This window comes from Modestobacter sp. SYSU DS0904 (assembly GCF_054051115.1).
The window spans coordinates 1-23450 of record NZ_JBJHAQ010000048.1 but is presented as its reverse complement, the minus strand read 5'-3'; the positions used below and the strand labels follow the sequence as shown (position 1 = coordinate 23450).

At 74.7% G+C, this 23450-nt stretch carries 20 protein-coding genes; 9 read left to right on the top strand and 11 right to left on the bottom strand.

What is annotated here, in order from left to right; genetic code table 11:
• Positions 1–232: 232 nt before the first annotated feature.
• Positions 233–985, bottom strand: coding sequence for a DivIVA domain-containing protein (locus ACI79U_RS19810; RefSeq protein WP_457071706.1), 753 nt, complete (start codon positions 983–985; stop codon positions 233–235).
• The gene (locus ACI79U_RS19805) at positions 982–2121 is read right to left on the bottom strand and encodes a globin domain-containing protein (protein WP_457071704.1); all 1140 of its coding nucleotides are present in this window, start codon (positions 2119–2121) and stop codon (positions 982–984) included. The genes ACI79U_RS19810 and ACI79U_RS19805 overlap by 4 nt, the downstream gene beginning before the upstream one ends.
• A gap of 381 nt (positions 2122–2502) precedes the next feature.
• Between ACI79U_RS19805 and ACI79U_RS19800 the strand changes: the two genes are divergently transcribed.
• The gene (locus ACI79U_RS19800; protein WP_457071702.1) at positions 2503–3642 is read left to right on the top strand and encodes a zinc-dependent alcohol dehydrogenase; all 1140 of its coding nucleotides are present in this window, start codon (positions 2503–2505) and stop codon (positions 3640–3642) included.
• Between the two features lie 13 nt (positions 3643–3655).
• Positions 3656–4267, top strand: a complete 612-nt coding sequence (locus tag ACI79U_RS19795) for a hypothetical protein (RefSeq protein ID WP_457071700.1) — start codon at positions 3656–3658, stop codon at positions 4265–4267.
• 6 nt (positions 4268–4273) lie between these two features.
• Here ACI79U_RS19795 and ACI79U_RS19790 read toward each other — a convergent pair whose 3' ends face one another.
• Both ACI79U_RS19790 and ACI79U_RS19785 read right to left on the bottom strand, forming a co-directional pair.
• The gene (locus ACI79U_RS19790) at positions 4274–4828 is read right to left on the bottom strand and encodes a hypothetical protein (protein ID WP_457071698.1); all 555 of its coding nucleotides are present in this window, start codon (positions 4826–4828) and stop codon (positions 4274–4276) included.
• 135 nt (positions 4829–4963) lie between these two features.
• Complete coding sequence (locus ACI79U_RS19785) at positions 4964–5800, bottom strand: helix-turn-helix domain-containing protein (protein WP_457071696.1); 837 nt, start codon at positions 5798–5800, stop codon at positions 4964–4966.
• 37 nt (positions 5801–5837) lie between these two features.
• Between ACI79U_RS19785 and ACI79U_RS19780 the strand changes: the two genes are divergently transcribed.
• Positions 5838–6431, top strand: a complete 594-nt coding sequence (locus ACI79U_RS19780; RefSeq protein WP_457071694.1) for a TIGR03086 family metal-binding protein — start codon at positions 5838–5840, stop codon at positions 6429–6431.
• Between the two features lie 42 nt (positions 6432–6473).
• Here the strand turns inward: ACI79U_RS19780 and ACI79U_RS19775 are convergent, their stop codons facing one another.
• A complete protein-coding gene (locus tag ACI79U_RS19775) occupies positions 6474–6758 on the bottom strand; it encodes a hypothetical protein (RefSeq protein ID WP_457071691.1) in 285 nt (94 codons plus the stop codon).
• A gap of 12 nt (positions 6759–6770) precedes the next feature.
• A complete protein-coding gene (locus tag ACI79U_RS19770; protein ID WP_457071689.1) occupies positions 6771–8015 on the bottom strand; it encodes a PucR family transcriptional regulator in 1245 nt (414 codons plus the stop codon).
• 92 nt (positions 8016–8107) lie between these two features.
• On the opposite strand from ACI79U_RS19770, the gene ACI79U_RS19765 reads away from it, so the two are divergent.
• Both ACI79U_RS19765 and ACI79U_RS19760 read left to right on the top strand, forming a co-directional pair.
• Complete coding sequence (locus ACI79U_RS19765; RefSeq protein ID WP_457071687.1) at positions 8108–9214, top strand: ferredoxin reductase; 1107 nt, start codon at positions 8108–8110, stop codon at positions 9212–9214.
• Positions 9215–9250: 36 nt separating this feature from the next.
• Entirely contained in the window at positions 9251–10444 is a 1194-nt protein-coding gene (locus ACI79U_RS19760; protein ID WP_457071685.1) for a fatty acid desaturase family protein, read from the top strand.
• A 79-nt stretch (positions 10445–10523) separates the two neighbouring features.
• Here ACI79U_RS19760 and ACI79U_RS19755 read toward each other — a convergent pair whose 3' ends face one another.
• The 5 genes from ACI79U_RS19755 to pabB all read right to left on the bottom strand — a co-directional run bounded on the left by ACI79U_RS19755 (position 10524) and on the right by pabB (position 17902).
• On the bottom strand, positions 10524–11759 hold the full coding sequence (locus ACI79U_RS19755; protein ID WP_457071683.1) for an esterase-like activity of phytase family protein: 1236 nt from the start codon (positions 11757–11759) through the stop codon (positions 10524–10526).
• 186 nt (positions 11760–11945) lie between these two features.
• Positions 11946–13268, bottom strand: a complete 1323-nt coding sequence (locus tag ACI79U_RS19750) for a glucose-6-phosphate dehydrogenase (protein WP_457071681.1) — start codon at positions 13266–13268, stop codon at positions 11946–11948.
• Positions 13265–14125: an NAD-dependent epimerase/dehydratase family protein gene (locus ACI79U_RS19745; protein WP_457071680.1), complete on the bottom strand. Its 861-nt coding sequence runs from the start codon at positions 14123–14125 to the stop codon at positions 13265–13267. The genes ACI79U_RS19750 and ACI79U_RS19745 overlap by 4 nt, the downstream gene beginning before the upstream one ends.
• A 76-nt stretch (positions 14126–14201) precedes the next feature.
• Positions 14202–15848, bottom strand: a complete 1647-nt coding sequence (locus ACI79U_RS19740) for a glycoside hydrolase family 13 protein (protein ID WP_457071678.1) — start codon at positions 15846–15848, stop codon at positions 14202–14204.
• Positions 15849–16120: 272 nt separating this feature from the next.
• Positions 16121–17902, bottom strand: coding sequence for an aminodeoxychorismate synthase component I (gene pabB / locus ACI79U_RS19735; RefSeq protein ID WP_457071676.1), 1782 nt, complete (start codon positions 17900–17902; stop codon positions 16121–16123).
• A gap of 132 nt (positions 17903–18034) precedes the next feature.
• Here pabB and ACI79U_RS19730 point away from each other — a divergent pair, with 132 nt between their 5' ends.
• The 4 genes from ACI79U_RS19730 (at position 18035) to ACI79U_RS19715 (ending at position 23341) form a co-directional block, all read left to right on the top strand.
• Positions 18035–19234, top strand: coding sequence for an ROK family transcriptional regulator (locus ACI79U_RS19730; protein ID WP_457071674.1), 1200 nt, complete (start codon positions 18035–18037; stop codon positions 19232–19234).
• A 234-nt stretch (positions 19235–19468) separates the two neighbouring features.
• Complete coding sequence (locus ACI79U_RS19725; protein WP_457071672.1) at positions 19469–21025, top strand: sugar ABC transporter ATP-binding protein; 1557 nt, start codon at positions 19469–19471, stop codon at positions 21023–21025.
• A complete protein-coding gene (locus ACI79U_RS19720) occupies positions 21025–22185 on the top strand; it encodes an ABC transporter permease (RefSeq protein WP_457071670.1) in 1161 nt (386 codons plus the stop codon). The genes ACI79U_RS19725 and ACI79U_RS19720 overlap by 1 nt, the downstream gene beginning before the upstream one ends.
• 100 nt (positions 22186–22285) lie before the next feature.
• Entirely contained in the window at positions 22286–23341 is a 1056-nt protein-coding gene (locus ACI79U_RS19715; RefSeq protein WP_457071668.1) for a substrate-binding domain-containing protein, read from the top strand.
• The last annotated feature ends 109 nt before the right edge of the window (positions 23342–23450 follow it).

Below are 23450 nucleotides of genomic sequence, written 5' to 3'. Positions count from 1 at the left end.
CCCCCCCCCCCCCCCCCCCCCCCCCCCCCCCCCCCCCCCCCCCCCCCCCCCCCCCCCCCCCCCCCCCCCCCCCCCCCCCCCCCCCCCCCCCCCCCCCCCCCCCCCCCCGGTGGCAGGTCGCCTCGGTGGCAGGTCGCCCCGGTGGCAGGTCGCCTCGGTGGCAGGTCGCCTCGGTGGCAGGTCGCCTCGGTGGCAGGTCGCCTCGGTGGCAGGTCGCCCCGGTGGCAGGGCGTCAGTTGTCCCGGTCGCCCGGTGCCGCACCGGCCGCGTTGGCCACGAAGGTCGCCGGCTGGGCCGCCACCGGATCCCCGCCCCGCGACGCCGCGCCCGGCCGGGGCACCGGCGGGAGCCCCTCGGGGTGGGCGGCGCCCCACTCCTTCTCCACGTCGCTCAGCAGCGCCTCCAGGTAGGCCCGCAGCTGGGTGCGGGTCGCCTGGCCGAAGGCCCGCAGGTAGGCGATCTGCTCCTGCAGCTGCTCGGTCTCCGGCTGGTCGGCGGACGGGCGGGGAGCCTCGCCGACGACCCGGGTGGCGGCCTCCTGGGCGGCCTGGATGATCGCTCCGGCCTTCTCCCGCGCCTGACCGAGGTGCTCGTCGTACTGCGCGCGCGCCTCGGCGGTCATCTGCCGGCTGAACTCCTCCGCCTCGGCCACGTAGGCGTCGGCGGTCTGCTGCGCGGTCGCCAGGATGCCGACCGCCTGGTCGCTGGGGGAGGGGCGGACCGAGGCCTCGGTCAGCTGCGCCTCCAGGTGGGCCAGCTGGGCACGCAGCTGGTCGTTCTCACCGCTGAGCCGGGCCACCTCCTCGGCGACCAGGTCGACGAAGCCGTCGACCTCCGCCTCGGTGTAGCCCGGGTGCAGCAGGGAGCCGTGCGAGAACCGCGCGCTGCGCACGTCGTCCGGGGTGAGCCGGTGGTCGGGGCGCTGGTGCCGGTCAGGGCGGGGGCCGCCGGTGGAGGGCCCGGGAGCCTGCTCGCTGGTGGTCATTCGGTCACCTTCCCGTCGAGGGTCGGGCTGGGTCGGCTGGCGGCGAAGACCTCGGTGCGGATCCGGCTCATCGCCAGGCCCGCGGCGTGCAGCCGGGTCACGGTGTCCTCGACCATGGCGGGGTTGCCCGCCACGTAGGCGTCCCGTGCGGTCCACGGCCCGTGCCGCAGGACGACGTCGCCGACGTCGCCCTGCTCCACGGTCGAGGTCTTGTCGTGCGAGACGGACTCGGTCACCGTCAGCCAGGAGTTCTCCTGCGCCAGCCGGTGGAGGTCCGCGCGGTCGTAGAGATCTTCCTCGGTGCGGGCCCCGATGAACAGGTCGACCCGCCGGGCCGGTCCGGAGCGGGCCACCTGGTCGACGATCGCCTTGAGCGGTGCCAGCCCGGTGCCCCCGGCCACCAGCAGGAGGTCCCGGTCGGAGTCGGTGTCCAGGGTGAGCTGCCCGACCGGCGGGCCGAGCCGGACCACGTCGCCGACGCGGACCAGGCGCACCAGCGCGGTGCTCACCGGGCCGCCGTCCCGGGCCTTGGCGTGCAGCTCCAGGTGGCCGTCCGGGCGCGGGGCGTTGGCGGGGGAGTACCAGCGCCACAGCCGGGGGCGCAGGTCGAACTCCACCGAGACCGCCTGTCCGGGGAGGTGGTCCAACCTCTGGCGCGGGGCCAGGGTGAGCACGGCGACGTCGAGGGTGCGGCGCTCGTGGGCCACCACCTCGGCCTCCCACCACGGCGGCTGGTCGTCGGCCTCGTCGGCGGCCTCCAGCATCACCTGGGCGATCAGCTGGTAGGCCGCGGTCCAGTCGGCGGCCAGAGCGTCGTCCCACTCGTCGTCGAAGTGCTCCAGCGTGGCCAGCAGGCTGGCGCCCACGGCCGGGTAGTGCGCGGCGACGGCGCCGAACTTGCGGTGGTCACGGCCCAGCTGCTGCAGGATCGGCACCAGCGAGTCCAGGTCGTCGACCCGCGCCACCACCTCGCCCAGCGCGGCGAACAGCCGGTCGCGCTGGTGCGCCATCGAGACCGGGAACATCTCCCGGGTCTCGGGGTGGGTCAGGAACAGGTGGGAGTAGAACCACAACGGCACCTCGTCGCCGTGCGCGGCGGCCTTGGCGAAGCTGGTCCGCATCGCGGGGATGTCCACAGGCGTCTCCTCGGGGCGCCGGCTCAGCCGGCCGGCGCGGGCTCGGTGACGAACTCGTCGCGGTGGGCGGTCAGCGCCACGGAGCTGGTGCAGAGCAGCATGGGAGTCCTCCGTCCTCCCCCGTGACGGACACACCGGACGCCGACCCGGAGCCGACGCCGCCCGGGCCGGTGACCGACGGTGGCCGGCCCGGCACGGACTCCGAGCAGTCTGTCGTCCCCGGTGCGGCCGTGCCAACTCGGGTACCGGCGACCGACGCGCGCCCGGAGGGTTGACGGGCCCGCGGAGTGGACAGTTCCCAGGCCACGCACCCGGACCGGGAGGCGGGCCGGTCGGGCCCGCCCCGGACGGCGCAGGAACCCAGGAGGACCGATGCGGGCGATGACCTACCGAGGGCCGTACGAGCTGCGGGTCGAGGAGAAGGAGATGCCGCGCATCGAGCACCCCAACGACGCGATCGTCCGGGTGACGCTGGCGGCGATCTGCGGCTCGGACCTGCACCTCTACCACGGCCTGATGCCGGACACCCGGGTCGGGCACACCTTCGGCCACGAGTTCATCGGCGTGGTCGAGCAGGTCGGCCCCTCGGTCGAGAGCCTCGCGGTCGGGGACCGGGTGATGGTGCCGTTCAACATCTTCTGCGGCTCCTGCTGGTACTGCGCCCGCGGCCTGTACTCCAACTGCCACAACGTGAACCCGAACGCGACCGCCGTCGGCGGCATCTACGGCTACTCGCACACCACCGGCGGGTACGACGGCGGGCAGGCCGAGTACGTGCGGGTGCCCTTCGCCGACGTGGGGCCGGTGCGGATCCCGGAGTGGATGCACGACGAGGACGCCGTGCTGCTCACCGACGCCGCGGCCACCGGCTACTTCGGCGCCCAGCTGGGCGAGATCGTCGAGGGTGACACCGTCGTCGTCCTGGGCGCCGGACCGGTGGGTCTGGTCGCCGCGCAGTCGTCCTGGCTGATGGGCGCCGGCCGGGTGATCGTCGTCGACCACCTCGCCGAGCGGCTGGCCAAGGCGCAGGAGATGGCCTACGCCGAGACGCTGGACTACGACCGGTACGACGACGTCGTGGTCGAGCTGAAGAAGCAGACCGACTTCCTCGGCGCCGACGTGGTCATCGACGCGGTGGGCGCAGAGGCCGACGGGAACCTCGCCCAGCAGCTCGCCGGGCCCAAGCTCAAGCTGCAGGGCGGCTCGGCGACGGCCCTGAACTGGGCGATCGACTCCGCGCGCAAGGGCGGCACCATCTCGGTGGTGGGCGCCTACGGCCCGATCCCCAACGCGGTGAAGTTCGGCGACGCGATGAACAAGGGCCTCACCCTGCGGATGAACCAGACGCCGGTGAAGCGCCAGTGGCCCCGGATGTTCGAGCACGTGCGCAACGGCCACCTGACCCCGCGGCAGATGGTCACCCACCGGTTCCCGCTGGAGGACATCGCCGAGGCCTACCACGTCTTCTCGGCCAAGCTCGACGGCTGCATCAAGCCGCTGATCGTCCCGAACGGGAACTGAGGGAGCGACCACGATGACCGAACGCAACGCCGAGCCCGCCGACGTCCCCAGCGGCGGCATCCCCAGTGCGTACGTCCGCGACAAGCGCACCCCGCCGCCGAGCCGGGAGGAGCTGCGGGCCCGGATCCCCGGCTGGGGCGTGGACCTCGACCCCGCCGACCGGCCGTCGTCGCCGAAGCTCCAGTACCCCGCCGACACCGGTGCCCACTGGGACTTCCCGGACCGCCAGCCGGGCGCCGAGGGGCGGGAGCGCTCGATCGAGCACGCCTTCGTCACCCCCGTCTTCGGCACCGCACAGCCCCTGCACGGACTCTCAGGGGCGATCCGGCGGCTGGCCTACGAGCGGTTCAGCGAGGGGCGCCTGGCGCACTGGCTGCTGCTGGTGGCCGGCGACCGGGTCGACGCGTGGGAGAGCCACCTGCGCTCCTTCGCCTCCACCCGACCCGACGTGCCGGCGACCGGGGTGCGCACCGAGCTCACCCACGACGGGGTGCGCTCCCGCACGGGCCGGTCGGACAAGCGGCACCAGCTGCTCGACCCGGTGGTCGTGGCCGGGCCGTGGGTCGCCGGTGCCGCCGGTGCGGTCCTCGGCGTCCGGAAGGTCGCCCGGGCGCTGCGCGGCTGAGCCGGGTCAGTCCGCTTCGAGCGTCTCGCGCAGCGGGCAGGGGCGGTCCCGCGGCACGCAGATCACGAAGCCGCTGTCCCGGACCTCGCGATGGCTGCGCCCGGCGACCTCGTACTCGACGGCCACGCCGCGCCAGCCGTAGGCCCCCGGGGCCAGTCCCTGCAGCACGAAGAACGCGCTGATCTCGTCGCCCGGCTCGAGCACGTGCCCCGCCGCCGGCAGCAGGCCCGCTTCGGGCCAGCCGGGCTCCTCCGGCCAGTAGCCGGCCGCGAGTGCCGAGCCGTCGACCAGCGGGTAGAGCCCCTCCTCGACCACGTCGACCATGTCGTCGGCGGCACCGGGGCCGCGGTAGCGGACCAGCTGCACGGACCGGATCGTCAGCGCGGTGTCGCCCGAGTTCTGCAGCACTTCGCCGCCGAAGGACACCAGCTGCCCGACCTCCGCGCCGATGCCGGTGGCCGATCCACCGTCGCCGTCGGGACCCAGTGGGCTCTCGGCGCTGCCGCAGCCGGCGGACGCGAGCAGCGCGCCCAGCACCGCGCACGAGGCCAGACGTCGCACCGCTGCCCCCTCCCGGGTCGTCCTGCGCGGGACCGCGTGCCGGTCAGCAGCATCCTGGCGCACCGGGGAGGCGTTGGTGGGGAGCCGGAGCGCGGCGCGCGAACCCGGCGCTCGAACACCGGCGCGGTGGGGCCCTCAGGCCCGGTGCCCGGCGGCGAACCGGCCGGGGGTGGTGCCGGTGACCCGGGAGAAGTCGCGCACGAAGTGGGCCTGGTCGGCGTAGCCGAGCACCGCGGCGGTCTCGGCCAGCGTCGTCCCGCCGGTGCGCAGCCGCTCGGCGGCCTCCTGCAGGCGACGGCGCTGGATCAGCCACTTCGGGGTCAACCCGAGCCGGCGGTGCACCAGCCGCTGCAGGGCCCGCTCGGAGAGCCCGAACTCGGCGCGTACCTGGGCCACCCGCAGCACGTCGGCGTGCTCCTCGACGAAGGCGACCACCCGGTTGACCAGCTCGCCCTCGGCGTCGACCGGCAGGTGGGGGCGCACCGTGTCGGCGAAGGCAGCCATCGCCGTCACGTGCGCCGCCGGCGCGTGCGGGTCACCGGCCATCGCCGTCCGCACCCGGTCGACCAGCTCGGCACCCGCCGGCCCGAGGACGTCGGGCAGGTCGACGTGCCGGTCGGTGAACTCCGCCATCGACCCGCCGGTGAGCAGCGCCCCGGCGGCGGGCGTGCACATCACGCCGACCGCCCAGCCGTCGCCGGCGAGCGTGGTGGTCGACAGCCCGGTCCGGACCCCGTAGAAGCGGGCGTACCCGTCGGCGACGACCAGCAGCGACACCGGGTACTGCAGCACCCGCTGCACCGCCTCCCGGCCCGGCGGCACCGACCAGACCGGGATCCAGAACCGGCGCAGCAACCCCCGCACGGCCGGGTCCGGTTCGTACCGGTACATGGCGTGCGAGGAGTCGCCGGGTTCCTGGAGATGCGCCCGCTCGACCAGGTCCAGCCGCGTCGGGCCGCTGTCGGCTTTCATCAAGACGCAGCCTGCCGCATCCGGCCACGCTGCGGCCATGGAGACCACCGCCCGAGACCAGACCACGCCCGACCCGACCGCGCCGAACCCGACCGCGAGGGCCCACCAGGCCGCCTCCGTGCCCCTGGCCGCCCTGCTCCGTGCCGTCCCGGCGGGGGCGTGGAGCAACCCCTCGCCGTGCGCCGGGTGGACGGCGCGGGACGTCGTCGCGCACCTGATCGACACCCAGCGCGAGCTGTTCGCCGGCCACGGCCTGGACGTCGGACCGGCCCCGGACGCCGCCGCTGACCCGGCCGGAGCCTGGGCCGCCCACGCCCGGCGGATCGCGGAGCTGGTCGCCGACGACGACGTGGTGGACCGGGGGTACGACGGCTTCTTCGGGCCGACCACCGTCGGCGCGACGTTCGAGCAGTTCTACGTGTGGGACATGGTCGTGCACCGCTGGGACCTGGCCCGCGCCACCGGGCTGGACGCCACGCTGACCGGGGCGGAGCTGGACCGGATCGACCAGGGCGCGGACAGCTTCGGCGAGGCGCTGCACATGGACGGCATCTGCGCCCCCGCCGTCGAGCCCCCACCGGGCGCGGACCGGGCGACCCGGGTGCTGGCCCGCCTCGGCCGAGCCGTCTGACCCGCGGCTCGGGGGAGCGACGTCGGACTCGGGGGAGCGACGTCAGAGCAGCGTCACGACCCGGTCGGCGACGTCGTCCACGGTCACGGTCACCAGCAGGCCGGACCACGGCTGGTACTCGGCGTCCGGGTGGGGGAAGGTCCGCCGTCCGGCGGCCTCGGCCTGCACCCCCTCCGCGCGGACCACGACCGGCAGGTGCAGGCCGCCGGGGTGGGCGAAGACGCAGCGCAGGCCGGCGGCGATGCCGGGGGAGCGGGCCAGCAGCACCGGGCAGTGCACCACGGCGCCGAGGTCGTCGGGGGGCGGTGCGGCGGGCCAGCGGGGCACCGGCCCAGCCTGTCAGCTGTCGGGCTCCTCCGGGGCGCAGCCGAGCGCCAGGGTCAGCTGCAGCACCGTCGTCGGGTCGTCCAGCCGGTCGCCGAACAGCTGGCGCAGCTGCCCCATCCGGTAGCGGACGGTCTGCGGGTGCACGAACAGCTGGGCGGCAATCCGCTCCCGGCGTCCGTGGTGCAGCAGCCAGGAGCGCAGCGTCGTCACCAGCTTCTCCCGGGTCGCCGGGGTCACCTGGTCCAGCGGGGCGAGGACGGCGGCGCGGAGGTCGGCGAGCGCGTCCTCGTCCGCGCGCAGCACCAGCTCGACCAGGCGCGCCTCGGTGTCCAGTGGGGCGGTCCCGCGCGGCGGCGGCCCCAGCCGCAACGCGCGCAGCACCCGGCGGTGGGAGGCCGCGACGTCATGCCAGGGCCGGGCCGGGCCGACGGCGGCGCCGTGTCCCTCCAGCAGGCGGAGCAGGCCCGGTCGCGCCCCGGCCCCGGCGTCGGGCACCAGCAGGACGGCGCGCTCCTCGTCACCGCCCGGGCCGGTCGCCTCCTCGGTCACCTGCAGGGTGCGGCTGTCGAGCAGGGCCAGCGCGCCGCGGGCCCGGGGCTCGGGCAGCACGACGGCGGTGAGCGTCCGCGGCGGTGGCCAGTCGGCCCGCTCGGCGGCGGCAGTCAGGTCGTGCAGCGGGCGGCCGGCCAGGAGCACCGCACCGAGCCGCTCGAGGTGGTGCTGGCGCACCCGCCCGCTGGTGGCCAGCTCGTCGGCGTGGCCGGCCACGCTGGCCGCCGACAGCTGGTCGATGTAGGCGAAGACGAGCTCGGCGAAGCGGGCCAGCGAGCCGACGGTGAGCCCGGCGGCCACCGCCGTCTCGCTCATGTGCCGCCAGGAGACCCGGGCACCCACCCGGTAGGCGGACAGCAACGCGTCCATCGACCGGCCGCTGCGCGCCTCACCCCGGCCCAGGGCGTAGGCCCCGGCGAGCGCGGGCGCGATCGGCCGGCTGGGGTCGACGCTCCCGCCGTCGGTGGTCAGCTCCAGGAACCCGCCGAGGGCGACCTGGACCGCGCGCTGGATCGCCTGGCCCATCTCCCCGGCGAACGCCCCGGCGTAGCTGGGCACCTCGACCACGATGCTGGCCACGGTGCGCTCGGCGACCGACGGCAGCTCGCCCAGCATGGCCGCGACCACCGCCGGCGGGAAGGTGATCGTCTCGCCGATCGGCGGCGCCGTGGGAGCGGGGATGCTGGGGGGCAGCTGCTCGGCCATCGTCATCCTTTGTTCGCAGAGAACAGAAGATACCGCCCGATTCACGTCCGGGGCACAGGTGATTGATCGCCAGGCTGGGAAAGACTCAGAACATGACCGCCACCGTTCCGCGCCCGGTCACCGCGCGGCCGCTGCTCACCACACTGCGTGACCGCGCGCTGAAGCTGGCCGAGTTCGTGACCACGCCGCTGCTGCCCAGCGATTACCTGGACCTGGTCGACCCGCTGCGCTCCGGTGCGGCGCTGCGCGGCCGGATCGAGGCCGTCCACCGGGAGACCCCGGACGCCGCCAGCATCGTGATCCGCCCCGGCCGCGACTGGCTGCCGCACACCCCCGGCCAGTACGTCCGCATCGGCATCGACATCGACGGCGTGCGGCTGTGGCGCGCGTACTCGATCACCTCGGTGCTCGGCCGCGCCGACGGCTGCTTCACCATCACCGTGAAGGCGATCCCCGACGGCAAGGTCAGCAACCACCTGGTGCACCGCGCCCAGCCGGGCACCATCGTGCAGCTGGACCAGGCGACCGGTGAGTTCGTCCTCCCCGAGGCGCGGCCGGCGAAGGCGCTGTTCGTGACGGCGGGCTCGGGCATCACGCCGGTCATGGGCATCCTGCGCAACCTGGGCGAGGACGCCGGGTGCGACGTCGTCCTGGTGCACTCCGCGCCCACCGTCGAGGACGTCATCTTCGGTGCCGAGCTGCGCGAGCTGGCGGCGGCCGGCCGGATCCGGCTGGTCGAGCACCACACCAAGGACGCCGGGTTCCTGGACGCCGCGGCGATCGCAGACCTGGTGCCCGACCTGACCGAGCGGTCGACCTGGGCCTGCGGGCCGATCGGGCTGCTCGAGGCGCTGGAGGAGCACTGGGCCGACCAGGGAATCGCCGACCGGCTCTACACCGAGCGCTTCCGCCCCCGGGTGCTGGTCACCGGCGAGGGCGGCACCGTCACCTTCGCGAAGTCCGAGCGCACGCTCGAGGTCGACGGCGCGACCCCCATCCTCGACGCCGCCGAGGAGGCCGGGCTGCTCATGCCCAGCGGCTGCCGGATGGGCATCTGCTACGGCTGCGTGCTGCCGCTGCGCGAGGGCGCCGTCCGTGACCTGCGCAACGGGGAGCTGACCACCGCCGCCCCCGGCGACGGCGTCCTGATCCAGACCTGCGTCAGCGCCGCCGCTGACGCCTGCGACATCGACCACTGATCCAGAACTGCTGTCCCACCAGCTGAGGAGCTGCACATGACCGTCCTGCAGAAGAAGCCCGCCAACCCGATCGCCCACCTCTCCGAGGCCGACATCGAGGCCATCGGCCGCGAGCTCGACGCCATCCGGCAGAGCGTCGTGGACAGCCGGGGCGAGGACGACGCCGCCTACATCCGCCGGGTCATCGACGTGCAGCGCAAGATGGAGCTGGCCAGCCGGGCCGTGCTGCTGTTCTCCAAGTTCCCGCCGGCCTGGGTGCTGGGCACCGCGGGGCTCTCGGTCGCCAAGATCCTGGAGAACATGGAGATCGGCCACAACATCCTGCACGGCCAGTGGGACTGGATGCGCGACCCGAAGATCCACTCCACGACGTGGGAGTGGGACATGGCCAGCCCGTCCGAGCAGTGGAAGCACTCGCACAACGTGCTGCACCACACCTACACGAACGTGATCGGCAAGGACAACGACCTCGGCTACGGCATCATGCGCGTGGACGAGGACCAGCGCTGGGTCCCGCTGTACCTGCTCCAGCCGGTGTGGAACTTCATCAACGCCTGCTTCTTCGAGTACGGCATCGCCGCCTACGACCTGGAGCTGGGCAAGAACCTGGCCACCAAGGAGCGGCGGGCCGACCCCGGCTTCCGCGCCCGCGGCAAGCAGGTGCTGAAGAAGATCGGCAAGCAGATGACCAAGGACTACGTCGTCCACCCGGCGCTGTCCGGGCCGTCGTTCCTGCCCACCCTGGCGGCCAACTTCACCGCCAACGTGGTCCGCAACCTCTGGTCGCACTCGGTGATCATGTGCGGCCACTTCCCGGAGGGCGTGGAGACCTTCGAGAAGAAGTCGATCGACGGCGAGACCCGCGGTGAGTGGTACCTGCGCCAGATGCTCGGCTCGGCGAACATCTCCGGCAGCAAGGCCATGCACATCATGACCGGCAACCTCTCCCACCAGGTCGAGCACCACCTCTTCCCCGACCTGCCGAGCAACCGGTACGCCGAGATCGCCCCGCAGATCCGCGACCTGTTCGCCCGCTACGGGCTGCGGTACCACACCGCGTCGCTGCCGCGTCAGGTCGGTTCGGCCTGGCACAAGGTGATCCGGCTGTCGCTGCCCAACGGCTGGCTGGCCCAGACCACCCCGGCCAACGTCCCGGCCCAGGTGGCCAAGCTCTACAAGATGACGACGGGCGGGCCGAAGGTCCGCCGGGAGCTCCAGGCCGCCGCCTGAGCACCAGCACGGCACACGACGAGGCCCGCCAGGTCGGTGACCTGGCGGGCCTCGTCGTGCCCGGAGCGGGAACAGCCGGTCAGCGGCGGCCGCGGGCGTTGATCGCGGCCAGGGCCGGGTCGACCTGCAGGTCCTCGTCCACCTGGAGGACGACGTACTCGTTGTCATCGGGCACACCGGCGGTGCGCCCGGCCGAGCCCGGGTAGTTGTTGTCGTTGCCGACGATGACGTGGTGGTCGTCCAGCACGGCGATCTGCTCGATGGTGACGAACGGGAACGTGGCGTACCCGCCCGCCGTGCCGGCCACGCCCTGCGGGTCCGGGATGGCCATCAGGTTGGCGAGCAGTCGCTTGTCGGCGTAGCCGTCCCGGTCGACGTCCCGGGTGTCGATCAGGTACACCGCCTTGAGCTGCGCGGTCGGGCCCTGGCCGTTGTCCCGCTCCAGGATGAGGAAGCGGTTCTGGTCCAGCGCCACCATGTCGCCGAGGGCGTTGCCCGGGACCTCGAACCGCACCTTGGCCTCGAGGCCGGTGTACCTGCCGCGGTGGGTGTCGAAGGCGTAGATGCGGCGGGTGGCCGGGTCGTCACCGGCGACCGCGCCCTCGAGCATCGGGTAGAGGGTGTGCCCGTCGACCCCGAGGGCCATGCCCTCGAACCCCTTGCTCGACCCCAGCGTCGGGGCTGCGCCGGCCAGGTCCCAGGCCTCGGGGGAGCGGACGCCCTCGGGCTGGACGGGTGCTGCGAGCACCCGGCCCTGCGCGTCGACGTGCACCAGGCTGGGTCCGAACTCCTCGCCGATCCAGAAGGTGCCGTCGGGCATCCGCTGGAACGACTCGGGGTCCAAGTCGGCACCGGTGAGCCGGCGGTCGCTGCGGGTCAGCGGGAACGGCAGCTTGTGATCGGGGTCGGAGAGGCCGAAGCCGCCGTCGACGACGGTCGTGCGCTGGGTGGTGGTGTCGATGTGCACCCGGATGACGCGCAGCAGGAAGTCGCCGCTGTTGGCCTTGGTGCCGTATCCGTTGTCCTCGAGCACCAGCCAGTCCTCGCCGTCCGCCAGCAGGCCGGAGAAGCCCTGGATCGGCTGGGCGGCGAACGGCGGGGTGACGCCGTTCGCGGGGCTGGCCAGCGCACCGGAGGGGACCTGCTCACCGAAGGTCGCCGACGGGAGGACGGCGCGACCGACGAGCTGGGCCTGCTGGCTGCCGTTGCCCTGCGGCACAGTGGGCGTGGGCCCGGCGAGTGCGGGGACGGCGACCGCGGTCAGCAGACCTGCGGCGGTGAGGGTCAGGGCGGCACGGCGGGACGGACGGCGCACGGGGGATCTCCTGGCTCGGGCGGCGGAGGGGGCCCGCCGACCGTGCCGCGGCGAGGAGGCCACCGGTCGGCGGCTCCGTGGCCGTGCTGTGAGGAGACCGTGAACGCGCCGGGTGGTCGCCGGCGGGGTGGCCGGCTCCGGCCGTCAGCGGTGCAGCCGGTCCCGGCCGTCAGCGGTGCGGCCGGGTCACCGCGCACCCGGCCCGGACGAGCCGGCGGGGTACTCCTGCAGCGGCGGCTCGCCGGCGGACCAGGCACGCCGCACCGGGTCGACGAACCGCCAGGCCTCCTCCGCCTCCGCGGCGCTCACCGCGGTGCGGGTGCCGCCGGAGAGGACGTCGGCGAGCACGGCGCCGTAGGCGGTGCGCTCACCCGGGGCGTGCACCGTGACCCCCTCGGCGTCCCCGGCGCCGGCCTGCTGCGCGGCGTCCAGGGCGATTCCCAGCCGGTCGTCGGCGAGCCGCTCGACGCCGGGCGGGTGCTCGGCGGGCGCGGGCCCCCGCAGGTGCAGCACCACGCGCTTGCGGTCGGCCGCCATCGCCTTGCCGGTGCGCAGCACGAACCGGGTGCCGGCCCAGCGGGGCGTGTCCACCTCGAACACCAGCTCGGCGAAGGTCTCGGTGCACCGCGCCGGGTCGACGCCGTCCGCGTCCACGTAGGCCGGCGTGGCGGGGCCGGCGGTGTAGCGCGCCCGGCGGGTGGCTGCCACGTCGGGCACCCGCACCGACCGGAGCAGGTCCAGCCGCACGCGGTGCAGGTCCTCCTCGGCCGGCGTCGCGGGCAGCTCCATCGCCAGCAGGGTGAGCACCTGGACCAGGTGGTTCTGCAGCACGTCGCGCAGCGCACCGGTCCGGTCGTAGAACCCGGCCCGGCCACCGACGTCCAGGGTCTCCTCCCAGACCACGTCCACCTGCGCCAGGTGCTCGGCGTCCCACCGCGCGCCCAGGTCGCTGCCCGGCCCGCGCAGCTCGAGCAGCCCGGCCACCGCCGGCATGCCCAGGAAGTGGTCGACCCGGAAGGCGGCCTGCTCGACGCCGCCGGTCGCCTCCGCCAGCAGCGCGTTCAGCGACCGCGCGCCGGCCAGGTCCCGGCCGAACGGCTTCTCCACCGCGATACGGCTGCCCGGCGGCAGCCCGGCCGCGCCCAGGGCACCGACGGCGGACGGGAACAGCGACGGCGGCAGCGCCAGGTAGGCGGCGACCGGCCCGGCGCCGGTGAACGCGCCGACGGCGGCGGCGACGGTGCCCGGTTCGCGCAGGTCGACCCGGCGGTAGCGGGCAGCCGCCACCAGTGTCTGCCGGACGGCGGGCGGCACGTCCCCGGCGTGCTCGCGCAGCCGGTCGGCGACGTGCTCGGCGAACCGGGCGTCGTCCCAGTCCTGCTCGGCGGCGCCGACGAGCTGCAAATCCGCGGGCAGCCGTCCCGCGGCGGTCAGCTCGGCGAGCGCGGGCAGCAGGAACCGGCCGGCGAGATCGCCGGTCGCCCCCAGGAGCAACAGACGGGTGATCACCGGCGAACCGGCTCGTCCCGCCAGGAGTGCTCGGGTGCGAACCCGAGCAGCCGGCGGGCCTTCTCGATCGACAGCAGCGTCTCGTGCTCGCCCAGTGCGCGGGTCACCGGGACGTCGGGGAAGACCTCGGCGGCCAGCTCCGCCGTCGGCCGGGACATCACCGTGTCGGCGTTGGCGACGATGAACACCTCCGGGCCGGGCAGTCGCGTCTCCAGCGCGCGGCGCACCGCCTGGGCGCCGTCGCGGGCGTCGATGTAGCCCCACAGGTTCCACCGGCGCAGCTGCGGATCGGCGTCGAAGGCGGGGAAGCCCGCGTACTCCTCCGGGTGCATGACGTTGCTGAACCGCAGCCCCGTCATCGACAGGTCCGGGTGCCACCGGCACAGCTGCCGGGCCAGCTCCTCCTCCATGGTCTTCACCAGCGAGTAGGTGGTGGTCGGCCGCGGCGGGTACTCCTCGTCGACCGGCAGGTACGGCGGCGCCTCGTCGAACGGCAGCCCCAGCACCGTCTCGCTGGAGGCCCACACGATGTTGCGCACCCCCGCGCGCAGCGCCGCGCTGTACACGTTGAACGACGCGGTCATGTTGTTGGCGAAGGTGGCCGCGTTGGGCACCAGCCCCGGGGCCGGGACGGCGGCCAGGTGCACCAGTGCCTCAACCGGACCGTGCTCGTCGAACCCGCCGAGCGCCTCGACCGCCTGGCCGGCGTCGGTCAGGTCGACCACCGCGGACTCGACGTCGGCCCGCGTGCTCGGCACCCGGTCCAGGGCCAGCACGTCCCACCCGTGCTCGACCAGGTGGTCGACCACCACCCTGCCGAGCTTCCCGCTGCTGCCCGTGACCGCGACCCGCGCCATGCACTTCTCCTCTGCTCGGAACCGGCCGCAAGCCTCACCCGGCCGGGCCCGTCCTGCAGTGCGAGGGTCGGTGCGCTCAGTCCTCGGCGAGCCAGACGGCGCTGTCGGCGGGCAGCGCGACCCGGCCGGCCGAGCGGCGGACGCCGGTGGTCGAGGCGAGCAGCACCGTGCCCGCCGTGCGGACCAGCGTGGTGCCGGCGCCCATGTTGACCACGCACCGCACCACCGAGCCGTCCGCCGCGGTGCAGCGCACGGTGAGCACGTCACCGCGGGTGCTCACCGTCGCCCCGCCCGACCCCAGCGCCGGGTGCGCCTCGCGCAGTGCGAGCGCACGCCGGTAGAGGGTGAGCATCGAGCCGCCGTCGCGGGCCTGCCGGGAGACGGCCCAGCGTCCCCAGTCCGCCGGCACCGGCAGCCACGGTTCCGCGGCGCCCTCACCGGGGAAGCCGTCGCCGGAGAACCCCACGCCGGCGGTCTCGTTCCACGGCATCGGCACCCGGCAGCCGTCCCGGCCGCTCCGGGCACCGCCGCTGCGGTGGAAGATCGGGTCCTGCTTGGCCTCGTCGGGCACGACGGCCTGCGGCAGGCCCAGCTCGTCACCGGCGTAGACGTAGGCCGACCCCGGCAGCGCCAGCATGAGCAGCGCCGCGGCCCGGGCCCGGGCGGTGCCGACGGCGCCGCCGCCGAACCGGGTGACCTGGCGGTCCTTGTCGTGGTTGCCCAGCACCCAGGACACCGGGGCGCCGACGGCGCCGAAGGCGTCCAGCGCGGAGCGCACGCCGTCGGCGAAGGCCTCGGTCGACCAGGGGGACTTCAGCAGCCGGAAGGAGAACGACTGGTGCATCTCGTCGGGGCGGGAGTACAGCGCCACCTGCTCCAGGTCGGCCAGGCAGACCTCGCCGACCAGCATCGTCTCGGGGTACTCGTCGCAGATCGACCGCCAGCGCCGCCAGACGTCGTGCACCTCGGGCTGGTTCCAGGTCATCGCCTGCTCGGGGCCGTGCCCGAAGAGGGTGGGGGAGTAGGCGCCGGGGTTGTCGCGCAGGCCGGCGTCCTTGAACAGGCCGTAGGCGACGTCGACGCGGAAGCCGCTGACGCCGCGGTCCAGCCAGAACCGCAGGGTCTGCTCGAAGTCCGCGGCCACCGCCGGGTCGCGCCAGTTCAGGTCGGGCTGCTCGGGGGCGAACAGGTGCAGGTACCAGCGGCCGTCCGGGGTGCGTGACCAGGCCGGCCCGCCGAACAGCGACTGCCAGTTGTTCGGCGGCTCCTCCGACGGCGGCGCGAAGTGGTAGCGCGCGGCCTCGGGGGAGTCGGGATCGGCCAGCGCGGCCTGGAACCAGGGGTGCTGGTCGGAGGTGTGGTTGGGGACGACGTCCAGCACGACCCGCAGCCCCAGCTGCCGGGCGTCGGCGACGAGCGCCTCCAGGTCGGCGACGTCACCGTAGTCCGGGTCGACCGCGCGGTAGTCGCTGATGTCGTAGCCGCCGTCGGCGCCGCCCGAGGGGTAGTGCGGGTTGATCCAGAGCGCGTCGACGCCCAGCCAGGACAGGTAGGGCAGCCGGGAGCGCAGGCCGGCCAGGTCACCGATGCCGTCGCCGTTGCTGTCGGCGAAGGAACGCAGGTAGACCTGGTAGACGACGGCCGATCGCCACCAGGGGTCCGCGGACAGGTCCGGGGTGATCGCCTGCCGGGAGGTCCGCGCCGTTGCGAGCCGAGCTGCCATGTCCCGATCATCGGCAGCTGGTCGCCGTGTCGACTGTGGCTCAGGTCACGAACATCGATCGGGAAGTCTGGCGGTTCTCGACAAGGCGGGTCTCAACAGGACCGTGTGCGATCGATGCGACTGCCGGAGACGGCGTCGTCCGTCGGCATGATCACCACGGGCTGAGCGCGGTCACCCGGCCCGGGTGACCGCACTCAGCCCGATCTCGACGCCTGCGGCGCCGGGTGATCGGCGGTCAGAACTGGAAGACCACCCGGGCGGGGATCGCCCCGTCAGGCCCCGCGGTCGATCAGCACCGCGGGCCGCCAGCCGCGCAGCGAGCTGACCAGCGCCAGCTCCTCGGCGCCGGCCAGGTCGGCGACCCGCAGCACCCGCTCCCGGAGCAGCCCCTGCGCCAGCAGCCGGCCGCGCTCCACGCCGGGCAGGCAGCCGGAGTCGACCGGCGGGGTGAACCAGGCGCCCCCGATCCGCACGGCGAGCGAGGCGACCGTGGTCTCGGTGACCTCGCCCCGCTCGTTGACCAGCACCACGTCGTCGGCCTCCGGGTGCCGCGCGGCCCGCACGGTGTAGACGTCGCGGCGGGTGGTCTTGTGCTGCAGCCAACGGCTCGCGGAGTCGACCGGTTCGGGGTCGACCACCAGCCGCACCGGCCCGGCCGCCGGCGCCGGCAGGTCCGCCAGCTCCACGGTGACCGCGCCGGACCGGTCCAGCAGCAGCCGGACGCGTGCCCCCGAGGTCCGCCCGGCCACGGCGTCGGCCACCGCGGCCCGCACCCGGGCCGGATCGCAGGCGAACCCGAGGAAGGCGGCGGAGTCGGTCAGCCGGGCCAGGTGCCGGTCCAGGTTCCGGACGCCGCCGGCGGAGGGGGAGAAGGCCATCGTCTCGATCAGCCGGTGCTCCCCGGCCGGCTCGGCCAGCACCGCGGCCTTGGCCCGCACCTCGGCGCGCTCGGCCTCCGGCTCCGAGCCCCAGGTGATGCCGCCGCCGACGCCGTAGACCGCCGCGCCGGTGCTCCGGTCGACCACCACGGTGCGGATCGCCACGTTGAACCGGGCGCGGAACGGCGCCCCCGGGGGAGCGACCAGGCCGACCGCGCCGCAGTAGACCCCGCGCGGGCCCGGCTCCAGCTCGGCGATCAACTGCATGGTGCGCCGCTTGGGCGCGCCGGTGATCGAGCCGCAGGGGAACAGCGCCCGCAGCACGTCGACCAGCCCGACGTCGCCCCGGGTGCGCCCGGTGACCTCCGAGGTCAGCTGCCACACCGTGGGGTAGCGCTCCAGGGCGAACAGCTCCGGCACCGCCACGCTGCCCACCTCGGCCACCCGGGCGACGTCGTTGCGCAGCAGGTCGACGATCATGAGGTTCTCCGCCTGCTCCTTGGCGCTGGCCCGCAGCCCGGCGGCCGCGACGGCGTCCTCGGCGGTGTTCCGGCCGCGCGCGGCGGTGCCCTTCATCGGCCGGGTGCGCAGCCGGGCGCCGTCCCACTCGAAGAACAGCTCCGGGCTGGCGCTGGCCACCACGAACCGGCCCAGGTCCAGGTGGGCGTTGTAGGCGCCGCGCTGGGCGAGGGCGAGATCGGCGTAGAGCCGCGCGGGGTCGCCGACGTCGCGGGCCCGCAGCCGGTCGGTCAGGTTGCACTGGTAGGTCTCCCCGGCGGCGATGTGCTCGCGGACGGCGGCGACCGCGGCGGCGTGCTCGTCGTCGGTCCACTCCGGCTCCCAGTGCACCCGCGGGCGCTCCCCGGACGACGGCGCGACCGGCAGCACCTCCTCGGGGGCGCCGCACAGGCCGAACCAGGCCAGCGGCGGGCCGTCGCCCGCGGGCGGGGCGACCGGCAGCGCGGGGTCCAGCCCGGCGGCCGCCTCGTAGGCCAGGTAGCCGAACGCCCAGCTGCCGGCGGCCGTCGCGCGCTCCACCTCGGCCAGCACGCCGGGCACCTGGTCGGCGCGCTCGGCGACCAGCACCCGGTGGGGAGGCGGGCAGCGCAGCGCGGTGCCGGCGACCAGGTCGTCGAACCGGGCGCCGGACGTGGTGGCGGTCATGGCTGCGGTCACGGCTGCGGTCCTCCTCCCTGGGGGATGCGGTCAGCTGATCCTCGCCCACGGGCCCCGGCCGCCGGGACCGGGTGTGCCCACGCAGTCGCTCGTCGGGGTCGGCCGTCGGCCCGGCGTGCGAGCATGGCAGCCGTGGCGCACCCCTCTGCCTCGGCCGGCGCACTGCTGCGGCACGTGCGGGCCGGCCGGGCGCGGAGCCGGGCGGAGCTGGTCGCGCTCACCGGCGCGGCCCGCAACACGGTCAGCGCGCGGGTCGACCAGCTGATCGCCGCGAACCTGCTGGAGGAGGGCGGCCGCGGCTGGTCCACCGGCGGCCGGCCACCCACCCTGCTGCGCTTCAACAGCCGCGCCGGGTGCGTGCTCGCCGTCGACCTCGGGGTCACCAGCGTCGACGTCGCGGTCACCGACCTGTCGGCGCAGATCCTGGCCACCGTCGGCCACCCGATCGACATCGGCGAGGGGCCCGGCCCGGTGCTGGCGGAGGTCGACCGGCTGGCCCAGCAGGTGCTCGCCGAGGCCGGCCTGACCACCGGGGACGTCTGCGCGATCGGCGTCGGCGTGCCCGGCCCGGTCGAGTTCTCCACCGGGCGGCCGGTGCACCCGCCGATCATGCCCGGCTGGCACGACTTCTCCATCCCCGGCGCCTTCGCCCGCTACGGCTGCCCGGTCTTCGCCGACAACGACGTCAACGTGATGGCGCTGGGCGAGATGGGCATCGCCGGGTCGGACGAGGACGTGCTGGTCATCAAGGTGGGCACCGGCATCGGCTGCGGGATCGTCGTCGACGGCCAGGTCTACCGGGGTGCGCAGGGCAGCGCCGGGGACATCGGGCACATCTCGGTGCCCCCGCCCGGCGGGCGTGCGGTGGTGTGCCGCTGCGGCAACGAGAACTGCCTGGAGGCGATCGCCGGCGGCGGAGCGCTGCTGCGCGACGCGATCGCCGTGGGCCTGCCGGTGACCACCACCCGCGAGCTGGTGCAGCTGGCGGCGCACGGCGACGGGCCGGCGCTCGAGCTGGTGCGCAACGCCGGGCGGACGATCGGCACGGTGCTGGCCAGCCTGGTGAACTTCTTCAACCCGCACCGGATCGTGATGACCGGCGGCGTGGCCCAGGCCGGGCCGCCGTTGCTGGCCGGCATCCGCGAGGCGGTCTACGGCCGGTCCCTGCCGCTGGCCGCCCGCGCCCTGGAGATCACCGTCAGCGACGCGCCGGACCTCTCCGGTCGGCTGGGCGCGGCGCTGATGGCGATCGAGGGCTTCCTGGACGAGGAGTCCGTGTACCAGGGCACCCGGAGCGACATCCCGGTGGTCGGCACCTCCTCCGCGCACTGACCACCCCGCCGGGCTGATCGGCCGGCGCCCGCCGCGGCTCCGCCGCCGCTCGTCACCGGCCGCGCCCCGGGGTTGCGGTTCGGTAACGCGGCACCGGCCCGCTGCCCCTCTCCCTTGACCCTCCTGTGACGCCGGACATAGTCTGCCGCTGCGCGTACTTCTGTTCAACGATGAGCAAAAGTCAGGAGAGGCCTCGATGTCCGTCGTCCGGTTCCCCGCCCCGGGAGCGCCCGCGTGAGCGCGCCAGCAGCGCCGCCGCCGCTGCTGGAGATGCGCGGCATCGTCAAGCAGTTCCCCGGCGTCCGGGCCCTGGACGGCGTCGACCTCGACGTCCGCGCCGGTGAGGTGCACTGCCTGCTCGGCCAGAACGGCGCCGGCAAGTCCACCCTGATCAAGGTCCTCGCCGGGGCCCACCAACCCGACGAGGGCGAGATCCGCTGGGACGGCGACCCGATCACCCTCGGCGACCCGCAGGCGGCGATGAGCCGGGGCATCGCCACCATCTACCAGGAGCTCGACCTGGTCGCCGGGCTGACCGTCGCGGACAACGTGTTCCTGGGCCGGGAGCGGTCCCACCTGGGGATCACCCGGCCGGCCCAGGGGAACCGGGCCGCCGCGGAGCTGCTGAGCCGGCTCGGGCACCCGGAGATCCGGCCCACCGCCGAGGTCGGCTCGCTGCCGGCGGCGGCCCAGCAGATGGTCAGCATGGCCCGGGCGCTGTCCCAGGACGCCCGGCTGATCGTGATGGACGAGCCCTCCGCGGTGCTGGACAGCGAGGAGGTCGACCACCTCTTCCAGGTCGTCCGCGACCTCACCGACTCCGGCGTCGCCGTCGTCTACATCTCCCACCGGCTGGAGGAGATCCGCGAGGTCGGTGACCGGATCACCGTGCTCAAGGACGGCCGCACGGTCGCCACCGGCCTGCCGGCGGGCGACACCTCCACCCGGGAGGTCATCACGCTGATGACCGGCCGGACGATCGAGTACGTCTTCCCGGAGCGCCGCGACGTCATCGACCAGGTCGCCGAGCCGGTGCTGCAGGTGGAGGACCTCTCGCTGGCCGGCACGTTCAGCGGCGTCTCCTTCGCCGTCCGGCCGGGGGAGGTGCTCGGCCTGGCCGGGCTCGTCGGCTCGGGCCGGTCGGAGATCCTCGAGACGGTCTACGGGGCCCGGCGGGCCACCACCGGCACGGTGCACGTCGCCGGGCGCCGGCTGCGGCCCGGCGACGTGGCGGCCGCCGTCGGCGCGGGCGTCGGGTTGGCACCCGAGGAGCGCAAGAGCCAGGGCCTGCTGCTGGGCGAGCCGATCTACCGCAACATCACGCTGGCCAGCCTCGCCCGCTTCGCCCGCGGGGGCTACCTGTCCGGGGGCGCGGAGAAGCAGGCCGCCCGGGACCAGGCCGAGGCCCTCGACCTGCGGCCGGTCGACGTCGACCGCGAGGTCCGCACGCTGTCCGGCGGCAACCAGCAGAAGGTCGTGCTGGCCCGCTGGCTGCTGCGCGACTGCACGGTGCTGCTGCTCGACGAGCCCACCCGGGGCGTCGACGTCGGCGCCCGCTCGGAGATCTACACGCTGATCCGGGCGCTGGCCGACCGCGGCGTCGCCGTGGTGGTCGTCTCCAGCGAGATCCCGGAGGTGCTCGGCCTGGCCGACCAAGTGCTGGTGATCGCCGACGGCGCCATCGTCGCCCGCGGCCCGGCCGACGAGCTCGACGAGCACCGCGTGCTCGACCTGGTCATGGAAGGAGCGGCCCCGACCCCGGGCGCCGCACGCGAAGGGGACGTGGCGTGATGAGCGAGACCACCACTGCGACTCCGCCGGCGGGCAGCGCCGCCGGCGCCTCCGACGGCGGGGGCAAGGGGCCGGGCCTGCTGGCCGGCCCGCTGGGCCGGAACCTCGGGCTGGTCGTGGCCCTGCTGGTGCTCTGTGTCGTCGGCGCCATCACCGCGCCCGGCCGCTTCGTCGACGTGGACAACGTCCTGACGATCCTGCGGCTGGCCGCCGTCGTCGGCGTGGTCAGCGTCGGGATGACCTTCGTGATCATCGGCGGCGGGATCGACCTGTCGGTGGGCGCGCTGGTCGCGCTCTCCTCGGTCTGGGCGACCACGCTGGCCACCCAGGCGATGGCGGCGGACTTCCACTGGATCGTCATGGTGTTCACCGCGATCGCGGTCGGCGCCGGGGCCGGGTTGATCAACGGGATCGTCATCGCGTACGGGAAACTGGTCGCCTTCATCGCCACCCTGGCGATGCTCGCGGCCGCCCGGGGCCTGGCGGAGATCATCGCCAACCGGCGGACCCAGATCGTCCAGGACCGCGGCTTCATCGACTTCTTCGGCGGCGACGTCCTCGGCATCCCGACCCTGGTGATCATCTTCGCGCTGGTCGCCGCGGCCGGCTGGGTGCTGCTCAACCGCACCACGTTCGGCCGCCGCACCTTCGCCGTCGGCGGGAACGCCGAGGCCGCCCGGCTGGCCGGCATCCGGGTGCAGCGGCACACCGTGTGGCTCTACGTCCTGTCCGGCGTCACCTGCGGCATCGCCGCGGTGATGCTGATGGCCCGGACGACGACCGGCAGCTCCACCCACGGCACCTTGCTCGAGCTGGACGCGATCGCCGCCGTCGTCATCGGCGGGACCCTGCTGGTCGGGGGGCGCGGCACCATCGTCGGCACCGTGCTGGGCGTGCTGATCTTCACCACGCTCGGCAACGTCTTCACGCTGAACAACCTGTCCAGCTCGGCCCAGGCCGTCGCCCGCGGCGTGATCATCGTGCTCGCCGTCCTGCTGCAGCAGCGGCTGGCCGCCGGCGGGGCCCGTCCCCGCAAGAAGGCCCGCGGCACGGGCGCCGCGACCCCGGGCAACCCGGCCGGCGCCCTGCCCGGCGGCTCCACCTCCGGCGGGCCGGCCGGCGCCCGCCCCGGCGACTCCGGCGGTCGCCCCCCGACCTGAGCCCGCCCGACCCCGACCACCGGCAGGCCACCCGGCCTGCCGGCGCACCACCCCCAGCTCCTGGCAGCGCAGCCAGGGCGGCGATCCACGAGGAGAGATCATGTCTGCAACGAGGCAGCGTCCGTACGGTCGCCTGCTGTCCACCGCCGTCTGCCTGGTGGGTGCCGGTGCCCTGGTCGCCGGGTGCACCAGCAACACCCCGGAGGGCTCCGGCTCCTCCGACGGCGGCAACAACGTCGCCAGCTCCAACGACGAGACCGGCGAGACGGTCCGGATCGGCTTCTCCGCGCCGGCCGCCGACCACGGCTGGATGGCCGGCATCAGCAACGCCGCCCAGGCCGAGGCCGAGCGGCACGAGGACATCGACCTGGTCATCGCCGAGGGCACCAACGAGGTCGGCGCCCAGATCGCCCAGGTCGAGACGTTCATCAACGACGGCGTCGACGCGATCGTGCTGCTGCCCTTCGACGGCGCCGCGCTCACCCCGGTGGCGCTGCGGGCGATGGAGGCCGGCATCCCGGTGATCAACGTCGACCGGGAGTTCTCCAGCCCGTTCGCCGCCCGTGCCACCATCCTGGGCGACAACTACGGCATGGGCGTCTCCGCCGGCACGTACATCTGCTCCCGGCTGGGCGACCAGCCCGACGCCGTGGTGGCCGAGATCGCCGGGATCGACTCCCTCCCGCTCACCCAGGAGCGCAGCCAGGGCTTCGCCGACGCGCTGGCCGACTGCGGCCTGGACGTCGACAACCGGGTGGCCGCGGAGTTCACCGTCGAGTCCGGGGAGGAGGCGGCGTCGAACCTGCTGCAGGCCGCCCCGGAGATCGACGCCCTGTGGAACCACGACGACGACCAGGGCGTCGGCGTGCTGGCCGCGATCGACAACGCCGGTCGCGACGAGTTCTTCATGGTCGGCGGCGCCGGCTCGGCCAACGCCATGCGGGAGATCCAGTCCGGCGACTCGGTGCTGGAGGCCACCGTCATCTACCCGGCGACCCAGGCCGCCGACGGCATCGCGCTGGCCCGGCTGATCGCCCAGGGCAAGAGCCTGTCCGACCTGGTGTCCCAGGAGGTGCCGCGGGAGATCGTGCTCAACGCGCCGGTGGTCACGGCAGAGAACGTCGACCAGTACATCGACGACGCGTTCGAGTCCTGACCGGCCGACCGGGGGGGGGGGGGGGGGGGGGGGGGGGGGGGGGGGGGGGGGGGGGGGGGGGGGGGGGGGGCCGGGGGGGGGGGGGGGGGGCGGCGCGGCGCGGGGGGGC